General features: G+C 65.5%; 17 protein-coding genes. 3 read left to right on the forward strand and 14 right to left on the reverse strand.

Features of this window, described 5'->3' with window-relative positions:
- Positions 1-35 precede the first annotated feature (35 nt).
- Positions 36-656, forward strand: coding sequence for a queuosine precursor transporter (locus tag J3456_RS07650; protein WP_349579613.1), 621 nt, complete (start codon positions 36-38; stop codon positions 654-656).
- A 330-nt stretch (positions 657-986) separates the two neighbouring features.
- Positions 987-1,409, forward strand: a complete 423-nt coding sequence (gene arfB, locus J3456_RS07655) for an alternative ribosome rescue aminoacyl-tRNA hydrolase ArfB (RefSeq protein WP_342849784.1) — start codon at positions 987-989, stop codon at positions 1,407-1,409.
- Between the two features lie 3 nt (positions 1,410-1,412).
- Here arfB and cobF read toward each other — a convergent pair whose 3' ends face one another.
- The 7 genes from cobF to cbiE are packed head-to-tail and all read right to left on the reverse strand — an operon-like array spanning position 1,413 to position 6,839.
- Positions 1,413-2,162, reverse strand: a complete 750-nt coding sequence (gene cobF / locus J3456_RS07660) for a precorrin-6A synthase (deacetylating) (protein WP_349579614.1) — start codon at positions 2,160-2,162, stop codon at positions 1,413-1,415.
- On the reverse strand, positions 2,159-2,461 hold the full coding sequence (locus J3456_RS07665) for a DUF1636 family protein (protein WP_349579617.1): 303 nt from the start codon (positions 2,459-2,461) through the stop codon (positions 2,159-2,161). Before J3456_RS07665 ends, cobF begins: the two co-directional genes overlap by 4 nt.
- A complete protein-coding gene (gene cobA / locus J3456_RS07670) occupies positions 2,458-3,183 on the reverse strand; it encodes a uroporphyrinogen-III C-methyltransferase (protein WP_349579619.1) in 726 nt (241 codons plus the stop codon). The genes J3456_RS07665 and cobA overlap by 4 nt, the downstream gene beginning before the upstream one ends.
- Positions 3,183-4,505 carry a cobyrinic acid a,c-diamide synthase CobB gene (locus J3456_RS07675; protein ID WP_349579620.1) on the reverse strand — a complete coding sequence of 441 codons (1,323 nt, stop codon included), beginning with the start codon at positions 4,503-4,505 and terminating at the stop codon, positions 3,183-3,185. Before J3456_RS07675 ends, cobA begins: the two co-directional genes overlap by 1 nt.
- Positions 4,502-5,287 carry a precorrin-4 C(11)-methyltransferase gene (gene cobM / locus J3456_RS07680; RefSeq protein WP_349579621.1) on the reverse strand — a complete coding sequence of 262 codons (786 nt, stop codon included), beginning with the start codon at positions 5,285-5,287 and terminating at the stop codon, positions 4,502-4,504. Before cobM ends, J3456_RS07675 begins: the two co-directional genes overlap by 4 nt.
- Positions 5,284-5,661 carry a cobalamin biosynthesis protein gene (locus J3456_RS07685; RefSeq protein WP_349579622.1) on the reverse strand — a complete coding sequence of 126 codons (378 nt, stop codon included), beginning with the start codon at positions 5,659-5,661 and terminating at the stop codon, positions 5,284-5,286. The genes cobM and J3456_RS07685 overlap by 4 nt, the downstream gene beginning before the upstream one ends.
- Complete coding sequence (cbiE, locus tag J3456_RS07690) at positions 5,658-6,839, reverse strand: precorrin-6y C5,15-methyltransferase (decarboxylating) subunit CbiE (protein ID WP_349579623.1); 1,182 nt, start codon at positions 6,837-6,839, stop codon at positions 5,658-5,660. The genes J3456_RS07685 and cbiE overlap by 4 nt, the downstream gene beginning before the upstream one ends.
- On the opposite strand from cbiE, the gene J3456_RS07695 reads away from it, so the two are divergent.
- Positions 6,838-7,587: a cobalt-precorrin-6A reductase gene (locus J3456_RS07695; protein ID WP_349579702.1), complete on the forward strand. Its 750-nt coding sequence runs from the start codon at positions 6,838-6,840 to the stop codon at positions 7,585-7,587. The genes cbiE and J3456_RS07695 overlap by 2 nt on opposite strands.
- Here the strand turns inward: J3456_RS07695 and cobJ are convergent.
- Genes cobJ through J3456_RS07730 form a run of 7 tightly spaced genes read right to left on the reverse strand, consistent with a single transcriptional unit; the run spans position 7,563 to position 15,446 of the window.
- A complete protein-coding gene (cobJ, locus tag J3456_RS07700; RefSeq protein ID WP_349579624.1) occupies positions 7,563-8,297 on the reverse strand; it encodes a precorrin-3B C(17)-methyltransferase in 735 nt (244 codons plus the stop codon). The genes J3456_RS07695 and cobJ overlap by 25 nt on opposite strands.
- Entirely contained in the window at positions 8,294-9,025 is a 732-nt protein-coding gene (locus J3456_RS07705) for a precorrin-2 C(20)-methyltransferase (protein WP_349579703.1), read from the reverse strand. Before J3456_RS07705 ends, cobJ begins: the two co-directional genes overlap by 4 nt.
- Before the next feature lie 2 nt (positions 9,026-9,027).
- Positions 9,028-9,657: a precorrin-8X methylmutase gene (locus tag J3456_RS07710; protein ID WP_349579625.1), complete on the reverse strand. Its 630-nt coding sequence runs from the start codon at positions 9,655-9,657 to the stop codon at positions 9,028-9,030.
- Positions 9,647-10,795 (reverse strand): precorrin-3B synthase, encoded by a 1,149-nt coding sequence (gene cobG, locus J3456_RS07715; protein WP_349579626.1) that lies wholly within the window; start codon positions 10,793-10,795, stop codon positions 9,647-9,649. Before cobG ends, J3456_RS07710 begins: the two co-directional genes overlap by 11 nt.
- Positions 10,792-14,034 (reverse strand): cobaltochelatase subunit CobN, encoded by a 3,243-nt coding sequence (gene cobN, locus J3456_RS07720; protein ID WP_349579627.1) that lies wholly within the window; start codon positions 14,032-14,034, stop codon positions 10,792-10,794. Before cobN ends, cobG begins: the two co-directional genes overlap by 4 nt.
- Before the next feature lie 6 nt (positions 14,035-14,040).
- Positions 14,041-15,075, reverse strand: a complete 1,035-nt coding sequence (cobW, locus tag J3456_RS07725; RefSeq protein WP_349579628.1) for a cobalamin biosynthesis protein CobW — start codon at positions 15,073-15,075, stop codon at positions 14,041-14,043.
- A complete protein-coding gene (locus tag J3456_RS07730) occupies positions 15,072-15,446 on the reverse strand; it encodes a DUF1636 family protein (protein ID WP_349579629.1) in 375 nt (124 codons plus the stop codon). The genes cobW and J3456_RS07730 overlap by 4 nt, the downstream gene beginning before the upstream one ends.
- Positions 15,447-15,452: the final 6 nt, after the last annotated feature.

Genomic DNA, 15,452 nt, shown 5'->3' on the forward strand with positions numbered 1-15,452 from the left:
CAAGTCGCCGCACCCTTGCACAAAACGGTTCATACATGACACGCACCTATCTTCCCGGCATCCTTGCCATGGCCGCCATCGTCGTGGCCTCGAATATCCTTGTTCAGTTTCTATTCGGCCAATGGCTGACGTGGGGCGCTTTCACCTATCCGCTGGCATTCCTCGTCACCGATGTGATGAACCGTCTCTACGGCGCCTCTGCCGCGCGCCGGGTCGTGTTGGTGGGGTTCGTCGTCGGCTTGATCTGCTCGCTGATTGGGACACAGATCATGGGCGAATTCGGCCCGCTGGTGACGGTCCGCATCGCGGTCGCCTCGGGCTCCGCCTTCCTCGTGGCGCAGCTTTTGGATGTGACGATCTTTAACCGTTTTCGCGATGGCGCATGGTGGCGCGCGCCTTTGATCAGCACGCTGATCAGCAGCGCGATCGACACGGCGCTGTTTTTCTCCGTCGCGTTCTCGGCCAGCCTGTCGTTCATCCACCCCGCGACCGATGTCGCTTGGGCGACCGAAGCTTTGCCGCTGTTGGGTGCAGGCCCCGTTGCGCCACTTTGGGTCTCGCTTGCCGTGGCGGATTGGTCGGTGAAACTGGCCATCGCACTGGTTGCCCTGATCCCCTTCCGGCTGCTGACCGCACGGCTGACCGCCCGCGCTTGATACCGGCGTAAGGGGCCCGCCCCCTTGCCGCCGCACCGTCCAAAAAAACGCTTTGCGAATTTCAAAACCTGTGCAACGCTCAGGGTGAGTTCAACAAATGTAAAGGAGGTGATCCAGTGTCAAGAAAGGTATTGGAGCGAGGTGTCGGAACAGCCAGCGGGGTTTCTTGTTAGGGCAGCCCCTGGCAGTGCAACCACCTGGTGGACATCGGTCTAACCGATCCCCCTCCTGAAACCATTCGATTGGGCCGTTCCGCAAGGGGCGGCCCATTTCGCATTCCCCCTTCACCCTCACGGCGCAGACTGGCATGGTACCGGGCAAGGAGAGCCCATGCTGCACATCAACGATAACATCGCCATTCACGACTGGGAGCTGACGGAAAGTTTCATGCGCGCCTCCGGCCCCGGCGGGCAGAATGTGAACAAGGTCTCCTCGGCGGTGGAATTGCGGTTCGAGGCCGCCACCTCGCCGTCGCTGGCTCAGCCGGTCAAGAACCGCCTGCGCCGTCTGGCCGGGCGGCGCTGGACCACCGAAGGCGCGCTGGTGTTGCAATGTGATGAAACCCGCAGTCAGGCGCGTAACCGCGAATTGGTCCGCGAGCGGTTGGCCGAGTTGATCCGCACCGCCCTGACCCCGCCGAAACGCCGCATCGCGACCCGCCCGACGCTGGGGTCAAAGAAACGCCGCCTCAAGGCCAAGAAGGTGCGTGGCGAGGTTAAGGCAATGCGCGGCAAGGTTGACCCAAATACCTGAGCCTTAGCCTCGGCGCAGCAGATAGATATCCATGATCCAGCCATGCGCCGCCCGGGCGGCGGCACGGGTGGCGATGATGTCTTCGGCAACCTGGGCGAGTGGGCCGTGTCGGATGATCTCTTCGGCCATGCCGACATAGGCCCCCCACCAGATCGTCACGCCCGCAGGCTCCAACGTCTGAAAAGCGCAGTCGCCATCCAGCATGATGACCAGCGTATCGACCCCCTCGGGCCAGCCGTGATCGCGCAGCTGCCGCCCTGTGGTCACCATAAAAGGCGCGCCAATCTCATTCAGAGGGATCGCATGAGATGCGGTCAGCCCTTGCAGAGACGTAATACCGGGGATCACCGTCATGCGTGGGGCCGGGACGAGCCGCGCGGCGATGCGCAGGGTGCTGTCATAGAGCGACGGATCCCCCCAAACGAGCAGCGCCACGCGCCGCGCCGTCGGGTGCTGCGCCATTGCCGCGCGCCATGCATCTGCAATCGCGTCATGCCAGTGGTCCACGCGGGCGCGGTAATCCTCAATCGCGGGGTCGCGCACGGGCAGGTCAAAGCCGACGATCTGCACCGCCTCATTGGTCAGCACTTCGTCACAGATACTGCGCCGTAGCCCCGCCAGATCGTCCTTGCCCGCGCCCTTTTGCGGGATCAAGATCAGGTCTTGCGCATTCATCGCCCGGATCGCCTGTAGCGTCAGATGCTCAGGGTTGCCGGTGCCGATGCCGATCAATGTCAGTTCCAGATCGCTCATCCCGGTATCCTCGCGATTGCCTTCAAACGCAGCCCGCCGAGCACCCGCGCATCGGGGAATGTGCCATCGGCAGAGGCTGCATAGAGCGCTACGAAGCGGCGCAGATCATCCATGTCGGCTTCGGTGATCTCTCCAAACAGGTAGGCCACCTTGCCCGGCGCGCGAAACGCCACCGTCTGCGTCCGTGCGCAGCCTGACATACAGTCGATGCCCTCAACCACCACATCAGGCAATCCAGCGCGGACCACGTCCAGAAAGCCGCCATCGTCGGTGCAAGAGGTGCAAACGAAGACTTTCACGCCTCAAACTCAGCCAACGGCCCGTAGAAGATCAACGCGGGCGTGGTGCTGCTGGCGCTCTCCAGATGGCGCGCCAGAGTTTCGATGGTAAAGCGCTGCACCTTTTCCGCCGGGGTCGAAACCGCCTCGGCCAACAGCGCGGGCGTGTCGCCGGGCAACCCGTGTTCGATCAGCCGCGCAGCGAGACCTGCAAACGTGCGTTTGCCCATATAGACCACGGTGGTCGCCATCGGATCGGCCAAAGCGGCCATGTTCACGTCATGGGGCAATTCGCCCGTCACATCCGCGCCGGTGATGAACTGCACGCGCCGCGCGGTCATACGCCGGGTCAGCGGGATGCCCGCCGTCGCGGCGGCGGCTGAGGCGGCGGTCACGCCCGGCACGATCTCGAAAGGAATATGCGCTGCCCGCAGCGCGATGATCTCTTCTTCCAGCCGTCCGAACATGCCGCTATCACCGGATTTCAACCGCACGACGTTCAGCCCAGCCTGAGCATGATCGACCAGCACGCGGCTCACATGGTCTTGCTTGGGCGACGCACGCCCGGCCCGTTTGCCGACGCCGATCAAGTCCGCATCGGGCCGCGCGTGTTCTAAAATTGGACCCGCGCTCAGGTCATCAAACAACACCACATCAGCCGCCTGCAACCGCGCGACGGCCTTGACGGTTAACAGCTCCGGATCGCCGGGACCGGAGGAAACGAAGGAAACGAAGCCCCCCATCACAGCGCCGCAATCATGTGAAAGAACGTCCCCGTGGCACGCCCGCCGCCCGCGAACTCACGCACCGAACCAGTCTCGGGCACCTCAAGATCATTGGCGTCGGTGATGCGGGCCAGCGGTGCATCGGGTTCTGCAAGGATCGTGGCATAGTGGAACTCATGGCCCCGCAGTTCGGCCCGCGCGGAATGGCCGGGGATCGGCGCGTTAAGATCGGCCTGACGGTAGCCCAGATGCATCTTGCGCTTGGCAAAGGATGTCTCCAACCCCAAAAGCCCTGCCATCTCGTGCCGCGCCCCTTCTTTGTCGATGATGCCTGCACCCATCGCCATATAGCCCCCGCATTCTCCATGCACGGGGCGCGTCTCGGCAAAGTCGCGCAGCCCCTTGCGGAAATGTGCAGCGGCGGCAAGCTTGCCTGCATGGAGTTCAGGGTAGCCGCCGGGTAGCCAGCAACAATCGGCGCTGTCGTCTGGTGCCTGATCTGCCAGCGGAGAAAAGGGCAGAATCTCCGCCCCCGCCGCCCGCCATCCCGCCAGCAAATGCGGATATACAAAAGCAAAAGCGTTGTCCTGCGCCAGCGCGATGCGCTGTCCGGGCGGGGTAATCTTTGCGGGCGCAGGCGGGTTCTGCAACGTGCCCCGCGCAGCGGCCCGCAGGGCGGGGATATCAACATGAGCCGCGACGAAGGCTGCCGCCTGCCCCAACAGATCGGGCAGGTTTTCCTGCTCTCCGGCCTGTACCAACCCGAGATGACGCTCGGGCATTTCGATCTCAACCCGGCGTGGGAGCGCGCCGAAAACCTCGATACCCACAGCCTCCATCCCCGCGCGGACCAAAGTCTCATGCCGGGGGGAAGCGACGCGATTCAGCACCACGCCCGCCAGTTCCACATCGGGCCGCATTTCGCGAAAGCCAAGCGCCGTGGCCGCCACCGATTGCGCCGCGCCCGACACGTCAAGCACCAGCACCACCGGCCAGCCCATCAGCGCCGCGACATCGGCGCTGGCGCCATTGCCACAGGCGCCCGGCTTGGCCACACCGTCAAACAGCCCCATCGACCCTTCGCCAAGGATCAACTCGGCCCCATCGGCATTGCCGACCAACCCTTCGATCCGCGCGCGGTCCATCGACCAACTGTCAAGATTGAAAGAAGCCCGCCCCGATGCCGCCGTGTGAAAGGCCGGGTCGATGTAATCCGGGCCACTTTTGAACGGCTGCACCGCGACACCCTCGGCACGCAGCGCGGCCAGCAGGCCCAGCATTAGGGTCGTTTTGCCGGTGCCGGATGCGGGAGCAGAGATCAGCAGGCCGGGGGGGATCATGAGGAGGTCTCCGGGAAACGCGGCTCGGCCCCGACGGGGCGGAAGCGGCGGTCATAATCAGCGGCATAAAGGCGGCTTTCGCCGAAATCTTCGGCTCCGATGGCATGGCCCACGAGGATCAGCGCGGTACGGGCCATTTCCTCGCCGACCTCTGTGCGCAGGGTTGCAAGCGTCGCTTTGACGATGCGCTGATCGGGCCAGCTTGCGCGCCAGACCACGGCCACGGGGCAATCGGCACCGTAATGCGGGGTCAGCTCTTCGACGACTTTATTAAGCACATGGACCGACAGATGGATGGCCAACGTCGCCCCGGTGCGGGCAAAATTGGCGAGTGTTTCGCCTTCGGGCATCGCGGTGGCGCGGCCCGAGGTGCGGGTGAGGATCACCGATTGGGCCACGCCCGGCAGGGTCAGTTCGGCCCCCAATTCGGCGGCGGCAGCGGCAAAGGACGGCACCCCCGGCGTCACGTCATAGGCGATGCCCATCTCGCGCAGGCGGCGCAGCTGTTCGCCCATCGCGGACCAGACCGACAGATCGCCAGAATGCAGCCGCGCCACGTCATGCCCTGCGGCAGCGGCGGCTGCAATTTCTTCCATGATGTCGTCCAGCGACAGCCGCGCCGTGTTGACGATCCGCGCGCCCTCGGGGCAATGGCTCAGCAGCGCTTCGGGCACCAGCGATCCGGCATAGAGGCAGACCGGGCAGGCCGCGATCAGGTCGCGCCCGCGCAGGGTGATAAGGTCCGCCGCCCCCGGGCCCGCTCCGATGAAATGTACAGTCACGGTGTTTTTCCTTTCGTCTCGGCAATCGCCGCAGTTGCCATGGCATCGCCCGAAACGACGCGCTCGGCAACCAATACGGCCCCCGGCCCGGCAGCGGCCAGAGCGGCGGCTTCCGAGAGTGATCCGGTGCCAAAGCGGTCTTCGATCCGGGCCGATTGTGTAGGTGTGATCATACGGCCCAAATCCTCGGTGGTGATGCCCAGCCCCGGCACGCCGAGTTCTTGGGCAAAGTCGCGAAACACGGTCGCGCGGGCCTTTGCCGCTTCGGTCACCAGCGCGTCGATCTTGAGGCCATCGGGGTTTGCCCGCGCCAATGCATCGCGCAATGACGCCACGCTTGCCGCGCCCCGAAATCCGATCCCGGCCATCCTCATAGTGTCACGCTCCATTGTACCACGGGCCGCAGCGGCTGCCAGCCGCGCATCCGGCCCAAAGGTGCCGCCTGCGCCAGTTCGATCCGCAAAAGACTGCCCCCATGCGCCGCGTGAAGCTGCGCCAAAAGCGCTTCGGTTTCCAGCGTCACCCCATTGGCGACCAGCCGCGTACCCGCTGGTAACGCAGGCAGCAGGGCATCGTAAAGCGCCGCGTTGCCGCCACCCCCGACGAAGACAACGTCAGGCACAGGATGTCCCGCCCAGACCTCCGGTGCGCGGCCATGGGCGACCTGCATACGCGCGGTCAGGCCGAAGTCCGCGATGTTGCGGGTGATATTCTCCACCCGCGCGGCGTGTTGTTCAAATGCGATGGCGTGACCGCCCGCAAGACAGAACTCGACCGAGACCGAGCCGCTGCCCGCGCCGATGTCCCACAGCAAATCGCCGGGCCGGGGGGCGAGAGCCGAAAGTGTCAGCGCCCGCACCGGTGCTTTGGTGATTTGGCCATCGCTGGCAAAATAATCGTCCGGCAGGCCGGGGGCGCGCGGCAAGCCGATGCCTTCGGGCAGGTCCACGCCAACTGCCACGGGGGCTTGCACATCCGTCAGATCATACCCATCGGCCTGCACCGCACGCAGCCGCGCGTCAGGGCCGCCAAGCCGTTCGGCCACATGCATCCGCGCCGTACCTGCGCCCTGTTCGCAGAGAAACTCCGCCAGTGCTGCAGGCGCATCCCCATCACGTAGCAGGCAAATCATCCGCCCCTTGGGACGCAACGCAGCGCGCAATTGCGCCAGCGGTGCCGCGTGCAGACCGTGGCAAGTGACCTCTTCCAGCCGCCAGCCAAGCGCATTGGCCACCAGCGAGAAGGTCGAGGGCGCGGGCAGGCTGCGCCATTCGCCGGGGCCCAATGCGCCGACGATGCTGCCGCCCGCGCCAAACCAAAAGGGATCGCCCGAGACCAGCATCACAACCCGCCTGCCCCGCTCGGCCAGCACCGGCTCGACAGAGAAAGGCACCGGCCAAGCGCGCCCGCGCGTGCCCGCCGCTGCCCGTTCTAAATGACGCGGACCGCCAAAGATTACCTCGGCCTCTGCCAGCGCCGCACGGCTTGCCGGGGGTAAGGCATCCGCGCTATCGTCGGGCATTCCGATGATGCTGAGCCAAGGATCACCCATTATGCGCGTCCTTCTTTTGGGTGGCACCACCGAAGCCAGCGCTCTGGCGCGCGCCTTGGTCAAAGCCGAGATCGACGCCGTGTTTTCCTATGCCGGGCGCACCGATAAGCCAGTGGCCCAGCCCCTGCCCACCCGCGTCGGCGGGTTTGGTGGCGTGGCCGGGCTGGTGGCCTATCTCAAGGCCGAGGCGATCACCCATGTCATCGACGCCACCCATCCTTTTGCCGCAGGAATGAGCAACAACGCCTTCATCGCCTGCGCCCGGCAAGACCTGCCGCTGGTGCGGTTTGAGCGCCCCCCGTGGGAACCGCAGGAGGGGGACAACTGGACCTTCGTGCCTGACATCACCGATCTGCCCGCCGCCCTGCCCGACAGCCCGGCACGGGTGTTTCTGGCCATCGGCAAGCAGCAATTGGCGCTCTTTGCCGCGAAACCGCAACACCGCTACCTGCTGCGCCTCGTCGATCCGCCACGCGATCCGCTGCCGCTGCCACGGGCAACGGTCGTGCTGGCGCGCGGACCCTTCGATGTGGCCGGAGATACCGCGCTGATGCAGACCCATGCGATCACCCATGTGGTCGCCAAAAACGCCGGTGGCAGCGGCGCGCGGGCCAAGCTGGATGCCGCCCGCGCGCTTGGCCTGCCGGTGATCTTGGCCGACCGGCCCGTTCTGCCGGGCGAGGTGGCCGCCAATGATGTGACCGAGGTGATGCATTGGCTACATCATACCGCGCTGCGCGGCGTATAGACATAGCGTCCGACCCGGCGCGTCGCGGAATTGCCGACGATCACCACAGTGCGCATATCGGCCATTTCCGGTGTCGCTTCGCCCAATGTGACGGTGTTGAACGCCTCTTCGGGCGTGGTCACGGCGCGGGCGAAGGTGATTAGCCGGTCCGGCCCGCATTCGGCGCGCAGTATCTCCAGCGCTTCGGCGAATTGATGCGGCCGCGACTTGCTGCGCGGGTTGTAGAAGGCCATGGCGAAATCCGCCCGCGCGGCCATCCGCAGACGGTGCTCGACCATCGTCCACGGCTTAAGATTATCGCTGAGGTTGATCGCACAGAAATCATGGCCCAAAGGCGCGCCAAGCCGGGCTGCTGCCGCCAGCATCGCCGTGATACCGGGCAGCACGCGGATGTCGACGCTCTCGAACGCCGGGTCACGTTCTACCGCCTCGAACACCGCCGAGGCCATGGCAAAGACGCCCGGATCGCCGGAAGACACCACCACAACCCGCGCACCAGCCTGTGCCAATTGCAGCGCATGTTCCGCGCGGTCCAACTCCACCCGGTTGTCCGTGGGATGCAGCGTCAACCCATCGCGCGGGGCGACGCGGGCGACGTAGGGAATATAGCCGATGACATCGGTGGCCTGCGCCAGCGCCTCGGTCACCTCGGGTGTCACCAGTGCGTCGTCACCGGGGCCAAGCCCCGCGATATGAAGAATGCCGCTCATGTTTCGGCCTCCGGTCTGCGGCCCTGGCCATGCACCAAGACGATCGCGAAATAGGGGCAGTCGTCGTCCGCCACTTCAGACAGTTTCGCCACCCGCTGATCGGGCATGGTGCCACGCTCGACCAGCCAAGCATCATCCAACTTGCCCGCCGCCGCCAGCGCACGGCGCACGGTCGGCAGATTGCGGCCCGTCTTCATCACCACCAGCGCATCGGCACGTTTCATATGCTCGGTCAATTCGGCCTCGGGCAGCGTACCCATCAGCACAGTCATCACGTCATCGCCCCAAGTGAAGGGCGTATCCAGCGCGTTCCAGCAGCCCACCATGCCGGGGATTGCGGGCAGCACCTCAACCTCGGCGCGGCCCTGAAGCCGGGTGTGCAGATGCATGAAGGAGCCGTAGAAGAAGGGATCGCCCTCACACAGCACGACCACCTCGTGATCTTTGGACAATTCCGCCAGCCGATCTGCCCATTCGGCATAGAAGGCGACCATCTGGGCGCGGTACTCTTCGGAATCAAACCGCAGCTCCGTGGTCACGGGATATTCCATCGCATATTCCACCACGTCGTCGCGCAGCATCCCCTCAACGATCCGGCGCGCTTGGCCCGCGCGGCCCTTCTTGCGGAAATACGCCAGATGCTGCGCGCCGCGAATGGCACGGTCGGATTTCACGCTCATCAGTTCCGGGTCGCCGGGGCCGAGGCCCGCGCAGATAACCTTGCCCATCTTCATTCCACCCTGCTTGCCAGCGCGTTTACCGCCGCCACGGTGATCGCCGAGCCGCCCAAGCGCCCCTGCACAATCATCGAAGGCACGGGCAAATCTTGCATCAACGCCTCTTTAGATTCCGCCGCGCCGATGAAGCCCACCGGGCAGCCGATGATCGCCGCCGGGCGCGGGCAATCGGGGTCTTCGAGCATGTTGAGCAGGTGAAACAGCGCCGTCGGCGCGTTGCCGATGGCCACCACCGCGCCTTGCAAATGGGGCCGCCACAGTTCCAGCGCGGCAGCGGAGCGGGTGTTGCTCATCTTTGCCGCCAAATCCGGCACCGAGGGGTCGCGCAGGGTGCAGATCACCTCATTCTCGCGCGGAAGCCGTTTGCGGGTGATGCCTTCGCTGACCATATAGGCGTCGCAGAGGATCGGCGCGCCGTCCTCCAGCGCCGCCCGCGCGGCCACGGCCATGCCGTCGGAAAAGCGGATATGCTCCTCCAGCCCGACCAAGCCCGCGGCGTGGATCATGCGCACGGCAACGATTTCTTCCTCGGGGGTGAAACGCGCCAGCGCCGCCTCGGCGCGGATGGTGGCAAAGGACTGGCGGTAAATCTCGGCACCGTCGGTGATATAGCTATGGGGCATCGGCGGACTTTCTAAAGTGAGAGGCGATGGCGGCGGGGGTTAGCCCGCGCAGATCAGGGGCCGCATCGGCGCGGCCATTGCGGATGAGGTCATATTGGCCCGGCGCGGTGGCGGTCAGGGTGAGGTCTGTGGCACGCGGTGCAGCACAGCCCTTGGCGCAGCCTGAGACATGCAGGCGTTGGCCTTGCGGCACCGAAGCGGCAAGGTCGCGCGCCAGTCCGCGCGTCTCGCCGCGTGCCTGAGCACAGCCGGGCGCGCCGATACAGGCGACGACGCGCAAGAGTGGGTCGGCGGCATCGGTGATGAGGCTGGGCGAGTCGGGGAGCTCGGTAGCACCTTCGATCAGCACCATCCGCCACGGAGTCAGGCGGAGCGGGCCAAGGTCGGCAAGCGCGGTGAGCGTTTCTGCGTCCATTTGCCCAAAAGCGCAGGCGACCAGCGCGCCCGCTGGATAGTGGCCTAGCGTCGGAGTGCTGAGGCCGCTTTGCCGGGGATGGTTGAAACAGGGAGTTAGGGTCGCCCCTGCCGCCAAGGCGCGCGCGGCACGGGTGGCCCCCTGCGCGCGAACCCATGTGGCCAACGCGATGGCTTCGGCCACGGCGGTATCGCGGGAAACCGGTTTGCCCAATGCCGCCCCCTCGGCGCAGAGCAAAAGCTGCCCATCCGCCGCCCGCTCAAAGCGAATGTCGGCGGGGTCTGCCTGCAACACCGGCTGCGCCCCGGCATCGACCGCATAGCCGAATTTGCTGGAGACATCGGGCAGCGCATGCCTCTGCGCGGCGGCGGTCAACTGCTGGGTCAGATGATCCGTATCATCGCCCGCTTGCCAGAAGGGCGTCAGCATGAGGTTACGCCGCCGCTCGGTGTGCTCGTCGGCGTCGATCAGCGCCAGCGCGCGAAGCGCGTCGATCAGCCCCTCTTGCCGCGCGGGATCAATCCCGCGCAACTGCAGATTGGCCCGGTTCGACAGGTCGATCACCCCGTTGCCATAGCGCTGCGACAACTCTGCGACGCCGCGCGCTTGAGCCGGGGTCAACCGCCCCTGCGGCACCCGGAGGCGGACCACCAGCCCATCGCCCGACAGCATTGGCCGCAGCGCGCCGGGGCACCAGCCCTTGATGACGTGGGCCGTGCTCACTCCACCCCTTCCAAGGTGGCCGAGATCGAATTGCGGCGGGTCACCCAAAGCCCAGCGTCCCGAAGGGCTGCGAAACGGTCGCGCATGGCCTGCAGCGCGGCGGGGTTCTCGGCCTCCATAAAGGCCACCAGATCGTCGCGGCCCAGCGTGGCGTCGAAATAAATGTCAAAGAGATGCGCGGGCACCTCGCGTGTCAGATGCGCAAAGGCGGCCAGATTGTCGAGCGTCGCCGCCACCTCTGCCGCGCCGCGAAAACCGTGGCGCATCATCCCGCTGGCCCAGCCGGGATTGGCGGCACGGGCGCGCACGACACGGGCGATTTCCTCGGGCATGGACCGCGCGCGGGGGCTGCCAGCGCGGGTGTGATCAAGGTGGTACATCGACGGTTTCTGAGCCCCAAGATGCGCCATCGCGGCGGCAAAACCACCTTCGTGGCTGGCATAGTCCGATGCGAGCAGGATATCGCTTTCGGCCAAATCCTGCACATGAGCAAAGCCATCGGCGCGGTGCAACTGCGCCTCCAGCGCGGCGCGGTCTTGATGCGCTTCGCCTTGGGCATTGATCGCCCATTCGGAGCCGCTCAGCCACGCCTCCCCAGCCGCCGCGCGGCCCGCGTCGGAATAGTCTTGCAACGCGGCTTCCATGTTCACGCCGTAAAGGCCCGGCTTGGGGCCAAAGACGCGCGGCGTGCGGGTGAGGTAGGGGTTCATGTCGGGCGCTTCTTCACGCTCCGCCAGTGCTGCGGAACCGGCCTCAAAAATCTGTCCCAGCCCCGGAAACACATCCCGGAACAGGCCCGAGATGCGCAGCGTCACGTCAATGCGCGGACGGTCCAGTAGGGTCAGCGGCAACACCTCAAAGCCCGAAACCCGCTCGCTGCCTTCGTCCCATTTCGGCGCAAGCCCCGCGAGATGCATGGCCATAGCGACCTCTTCACCCGCCGTGCGCATGGTGGCCGATCCCCAAAGGTCAATCACCAACCCGCGCGGCCAGTCGCCGTTGTCCTGCAAATGCCGCCTGAGCAGTTCCTCGGCCAGTTTCACCCCCTGCGCATGGGCAGCCCGGCTGGGCACCCCGCGCGGATCAACGGCATAGAGATTGCGCCCCGTGGGCAGCACGTCCGAGCGCCCGCGATAGGGAGAGCCGGAAGGGCCAGCGGTGACGCGCCGCCCCGCAAGCGCGGTCAGCAGCCCGTCCCATTCGCCCTCTCCCGCGCCAAACACATGCAGGCCATCGCCGTATTGGCTTTCCTTGATGTCGCAGACGAAGGCGTCAATCCGGGTCAGCGCCTCGGCCGAGGAACTGGCAGCATCGAGGCCAAGGTCATCTTCGACCCCCGCCGCCTGCGCCTCGGCGCGGATCGTGTCGACGAGCCGGTCGCGGCGCGCGGGATCGAGCCCATCGGCGGTGGAATACTCATCCAGCAGCCGTTCCAGCCGCAACAGCCCTTCAGGTGTTTCGCTGTCTTTCAACGGGGGTGGCAGATGGCCCAAGGTCACGGCACCGATGCGCCGCTTGGCCTGTGCCGCTTCGCCCGGATCATTGACGATAAACGGATAGATCACCGGCAGATCGCCGGTCAGCGCCTCGGGCCAGCAATCGTTTGACAGGGCCACGGCCTTGCCCGGCAGCCATTCCAGCGTGCCATGCGCGCCGATGTGCACCAACGCGTGGTGCCCCTGTGCGCGCAGCCAGAGATAGAAGGCCACATATGAATGGCGCGGGGTGCGGGCGAGGTCGTGATAGCTGTCTTCGCGGTCCGTCAGATCGCCGCGTTCGGGTTGCAGCGCGACCAGCGCGTTGCCGCAGGTTTGCGCGGCGAAGTGGAGGGCGCCATCTTGAACCAGCGGATCATCCTCAACCGCGCCCCATGCGTCGCAAAGGTCATCGCGCAGCGTCTGTGGCAGGCTGGCCAAGGCGGCGTGGTAGTCGGCAAGCGGCCACGAAATGCGCTGTTCGGTAAGGCTCCGGCCAAAACCGATCTGCGGTGTCACGCTATAGCCCTCGCCCGCCAGACGCATCAGCATGTCTTCGACACTGGCCAGCGCGTCGAGCCCGACTGCGTGGGCCAGTTGATCGTCCCGCCCCGGATAGGTCGAGAGCACCAGTGCCAGCTTGCGCGCGTCCGCAGGGGTCTGCGCCAGCCGTTGCCAGCCCAGCACACGCGCCACGACGGCGGCGATGCGGGCATCCTCGGCCCGGTGGGCGAAGCGAGAATATTGCAGATCGGGGTCGCGTTTTTCGGGACTTTTGAAACTGACAACGCCGGTGAAAATACGGCCATCCACTTCGGGCAGGACCACATGCATGGCCAGATCGGCGGGCGAAAGGCCGCGCTCGCTTTCGTCCCAATCACGCCGCCGCGCTGTCGAAAGCGCCACTTGAAACACCGGGCATCCGGGGGCGTCGAGTGGGGAGGTCCCGTCATCCCCGCGCCCCGAAAAGGCGGTGGCGTTGACGATTGAAACGGGCTCCATCGCGCCAAGCGCATCGCCCAAAAAGGCCCGCGCGGGATCGGACTTGAGCGAGGGGACAAACAGCCCGATGGCATTCAGCCCCGCCGCCCGCAAGGCGCGGATCAGCGCATCAACTGGCGCGGTATCGGCAGCAAGCAAGTAGCTGCGGTAAAATGTGACAGCGACAGTATCGCCCGCCGCATCGACAAAAGGCACGACGCCTTGATCAGGGTCGTAATAGCCACAATCAGGCACCGTTTTCGCGCCCATCACCGGCCCGGCATAGAACCCCGCTGCCAGCGCCATCTGCGCCAGCGCGGCCTGCGCCGCAACCGGCCCGCCCGCGTCACAGAGATGCGCAAGACGGCGCAGGGTAGAGACAGGCAGCGTTGAATGCGCGTCCAGCCCCGGATCTTCACGCCCATCGGCGGGCAGCACGGCCAGTGCAATGTCATTCCGGCGGGCGAAATCTTGGACCTGCATGATGCCGTAGGGCCAATAATTCTCGCCCCCGATAAGGCGGATCAGGATGCCCTTGGCCCCGGTCAGCGTCTGTTCGATGTAGTTGTCGACCGACGCAGGGTGGCGCAGCGCCACAAGGTTGCACAGCCGCAAGGAGGGCAGCTTGCCCTCCTTGCCGCCGCCGCGATGCCAGCCTGCCGCGAAAGCGCCAAGGTCACTGTCGGAAAACGACAGCACCACCAGATCAGCGGGCGTTTGACCCGGATCATAGGGGGTGTCGGTATCCTCCAACCCGTGGCTTTCGCGAAAGACGACATGCATGCGCGGTTAGGCTCCCAATACGTCGCGGATCGCGGCGAGGTTGATGTCGTCATGTTCAGCGATGACCACCAAATGCCCCGCGCGCGGATCGCTGCCCCAAGGGCGGTCGAACTGCTGACGCACCCGCGCGCCCACGGCCTGCACCAACAGGCGCATCGGCTTGCCCTCGACAGCGACATAGCCCTTCACGCGCAGGATGTTCTGCTCACGCGCAAGCCGCTCGATTGCGGTGACCAGCGCCTCAACATCCGCCACTTCCGGCATCGGGATCACCACGGTTTCGAAATCGTCATGCTCGTGATCGTCGTGGCCGTCATGGTGCGAGGGGCGCGCGGCGAGGTCGTCTTCGGCAGCGGCGTTGAGGCCCAGCACGACCTTGGGGTCGATCACGCCTTCGGTCATCTCAAGGATCGGGATCTCTCGCGGGCTTTCCGCTTCGATCACCTTGCGTGCTTTGGCGAGCCCTTCGGAACCGGCCAGATCGGCCTTGGACATTAGGATGATATCGGCGCAGGAGATTTGATCTTCGAAGACCTCAGACAGCGGAGTTTCGTGGTCGAGACTGTCATCAGCCAGACGCTGCGCATCAACGGCAGCGACATCAGCGGCAAAAGTACCCGCGGCCACGGCCTCGGCATCGGCCAGCGCGATCACGCCATCGACGGTGATCTTCGAGCGGATCGCGGGCCAGTCAAAGGCCTTGAGCAGCGGTTTCGGCAGGGCCAACCCAGAGGTTTCGATCAGGATGTGATCAGGGCGCGTCGGCAGGGCCATCAGCGCTTCGATGGTCGGGATGAAATCATCCGCCACGGTGCAGCAGATGCAGCCATTGGCCAGCTCGACGATGTTTTCAGCCGGGCAATCCTCAATGGCGCAGGATTTCAGGATGTCGCCATCCACGCCCACGGTGCCGAACTCATTAACCAGCACGGCAAGGCGACGCCCGCCTGCATTGGTCATCAAATGGCGGATCAGCGTGGTTTTGCCGGACCCGAGAAAGCCGGTGATGACGGTGACGGGAATTTTGGCGAGATCGCTCATGCGGTAGGCTCCTGCGGCAGGGTCAAAGGGGGGATACGCGCAAGGCTTTGCTTGCGAAAGATGACCGGGCGTTCGCGCCATGCCACCAGCCCGTCTTCGGTAGCGGCATAGGCGGCGGCACCGGCAAGGATGTCGGCGGCATCATCCTTGGTCAGGCGGCCATAGACATAGGACCATTTGCCCGGCGCAGAGAGCGCCACAGCGGCGCCCTGCGAACAGGCGGAAAGACATTGCACCGGCACGATGGTCACGCCCTCGGGCGCGCCTGCGGCGTCAAGGGCGGCATGAAGCTGCGCGCCGGGGCGCGGCGCGTCTTCCTCCAGCACCTCGCCTGCGCGGCAGGTCATGCAGACATGTAGGGTCGTGCTCATTGATCT

Origin of the sequence: Sulfitobacter sp. NFXS29, assembly GCF_040148765.1 — a bacterium.
Lineage (GTDB): Bacteria > Pseudomonadota > Alphaproteobacteria > Rhodobacterales > Rhodobacteraceae > Sulfitobacter.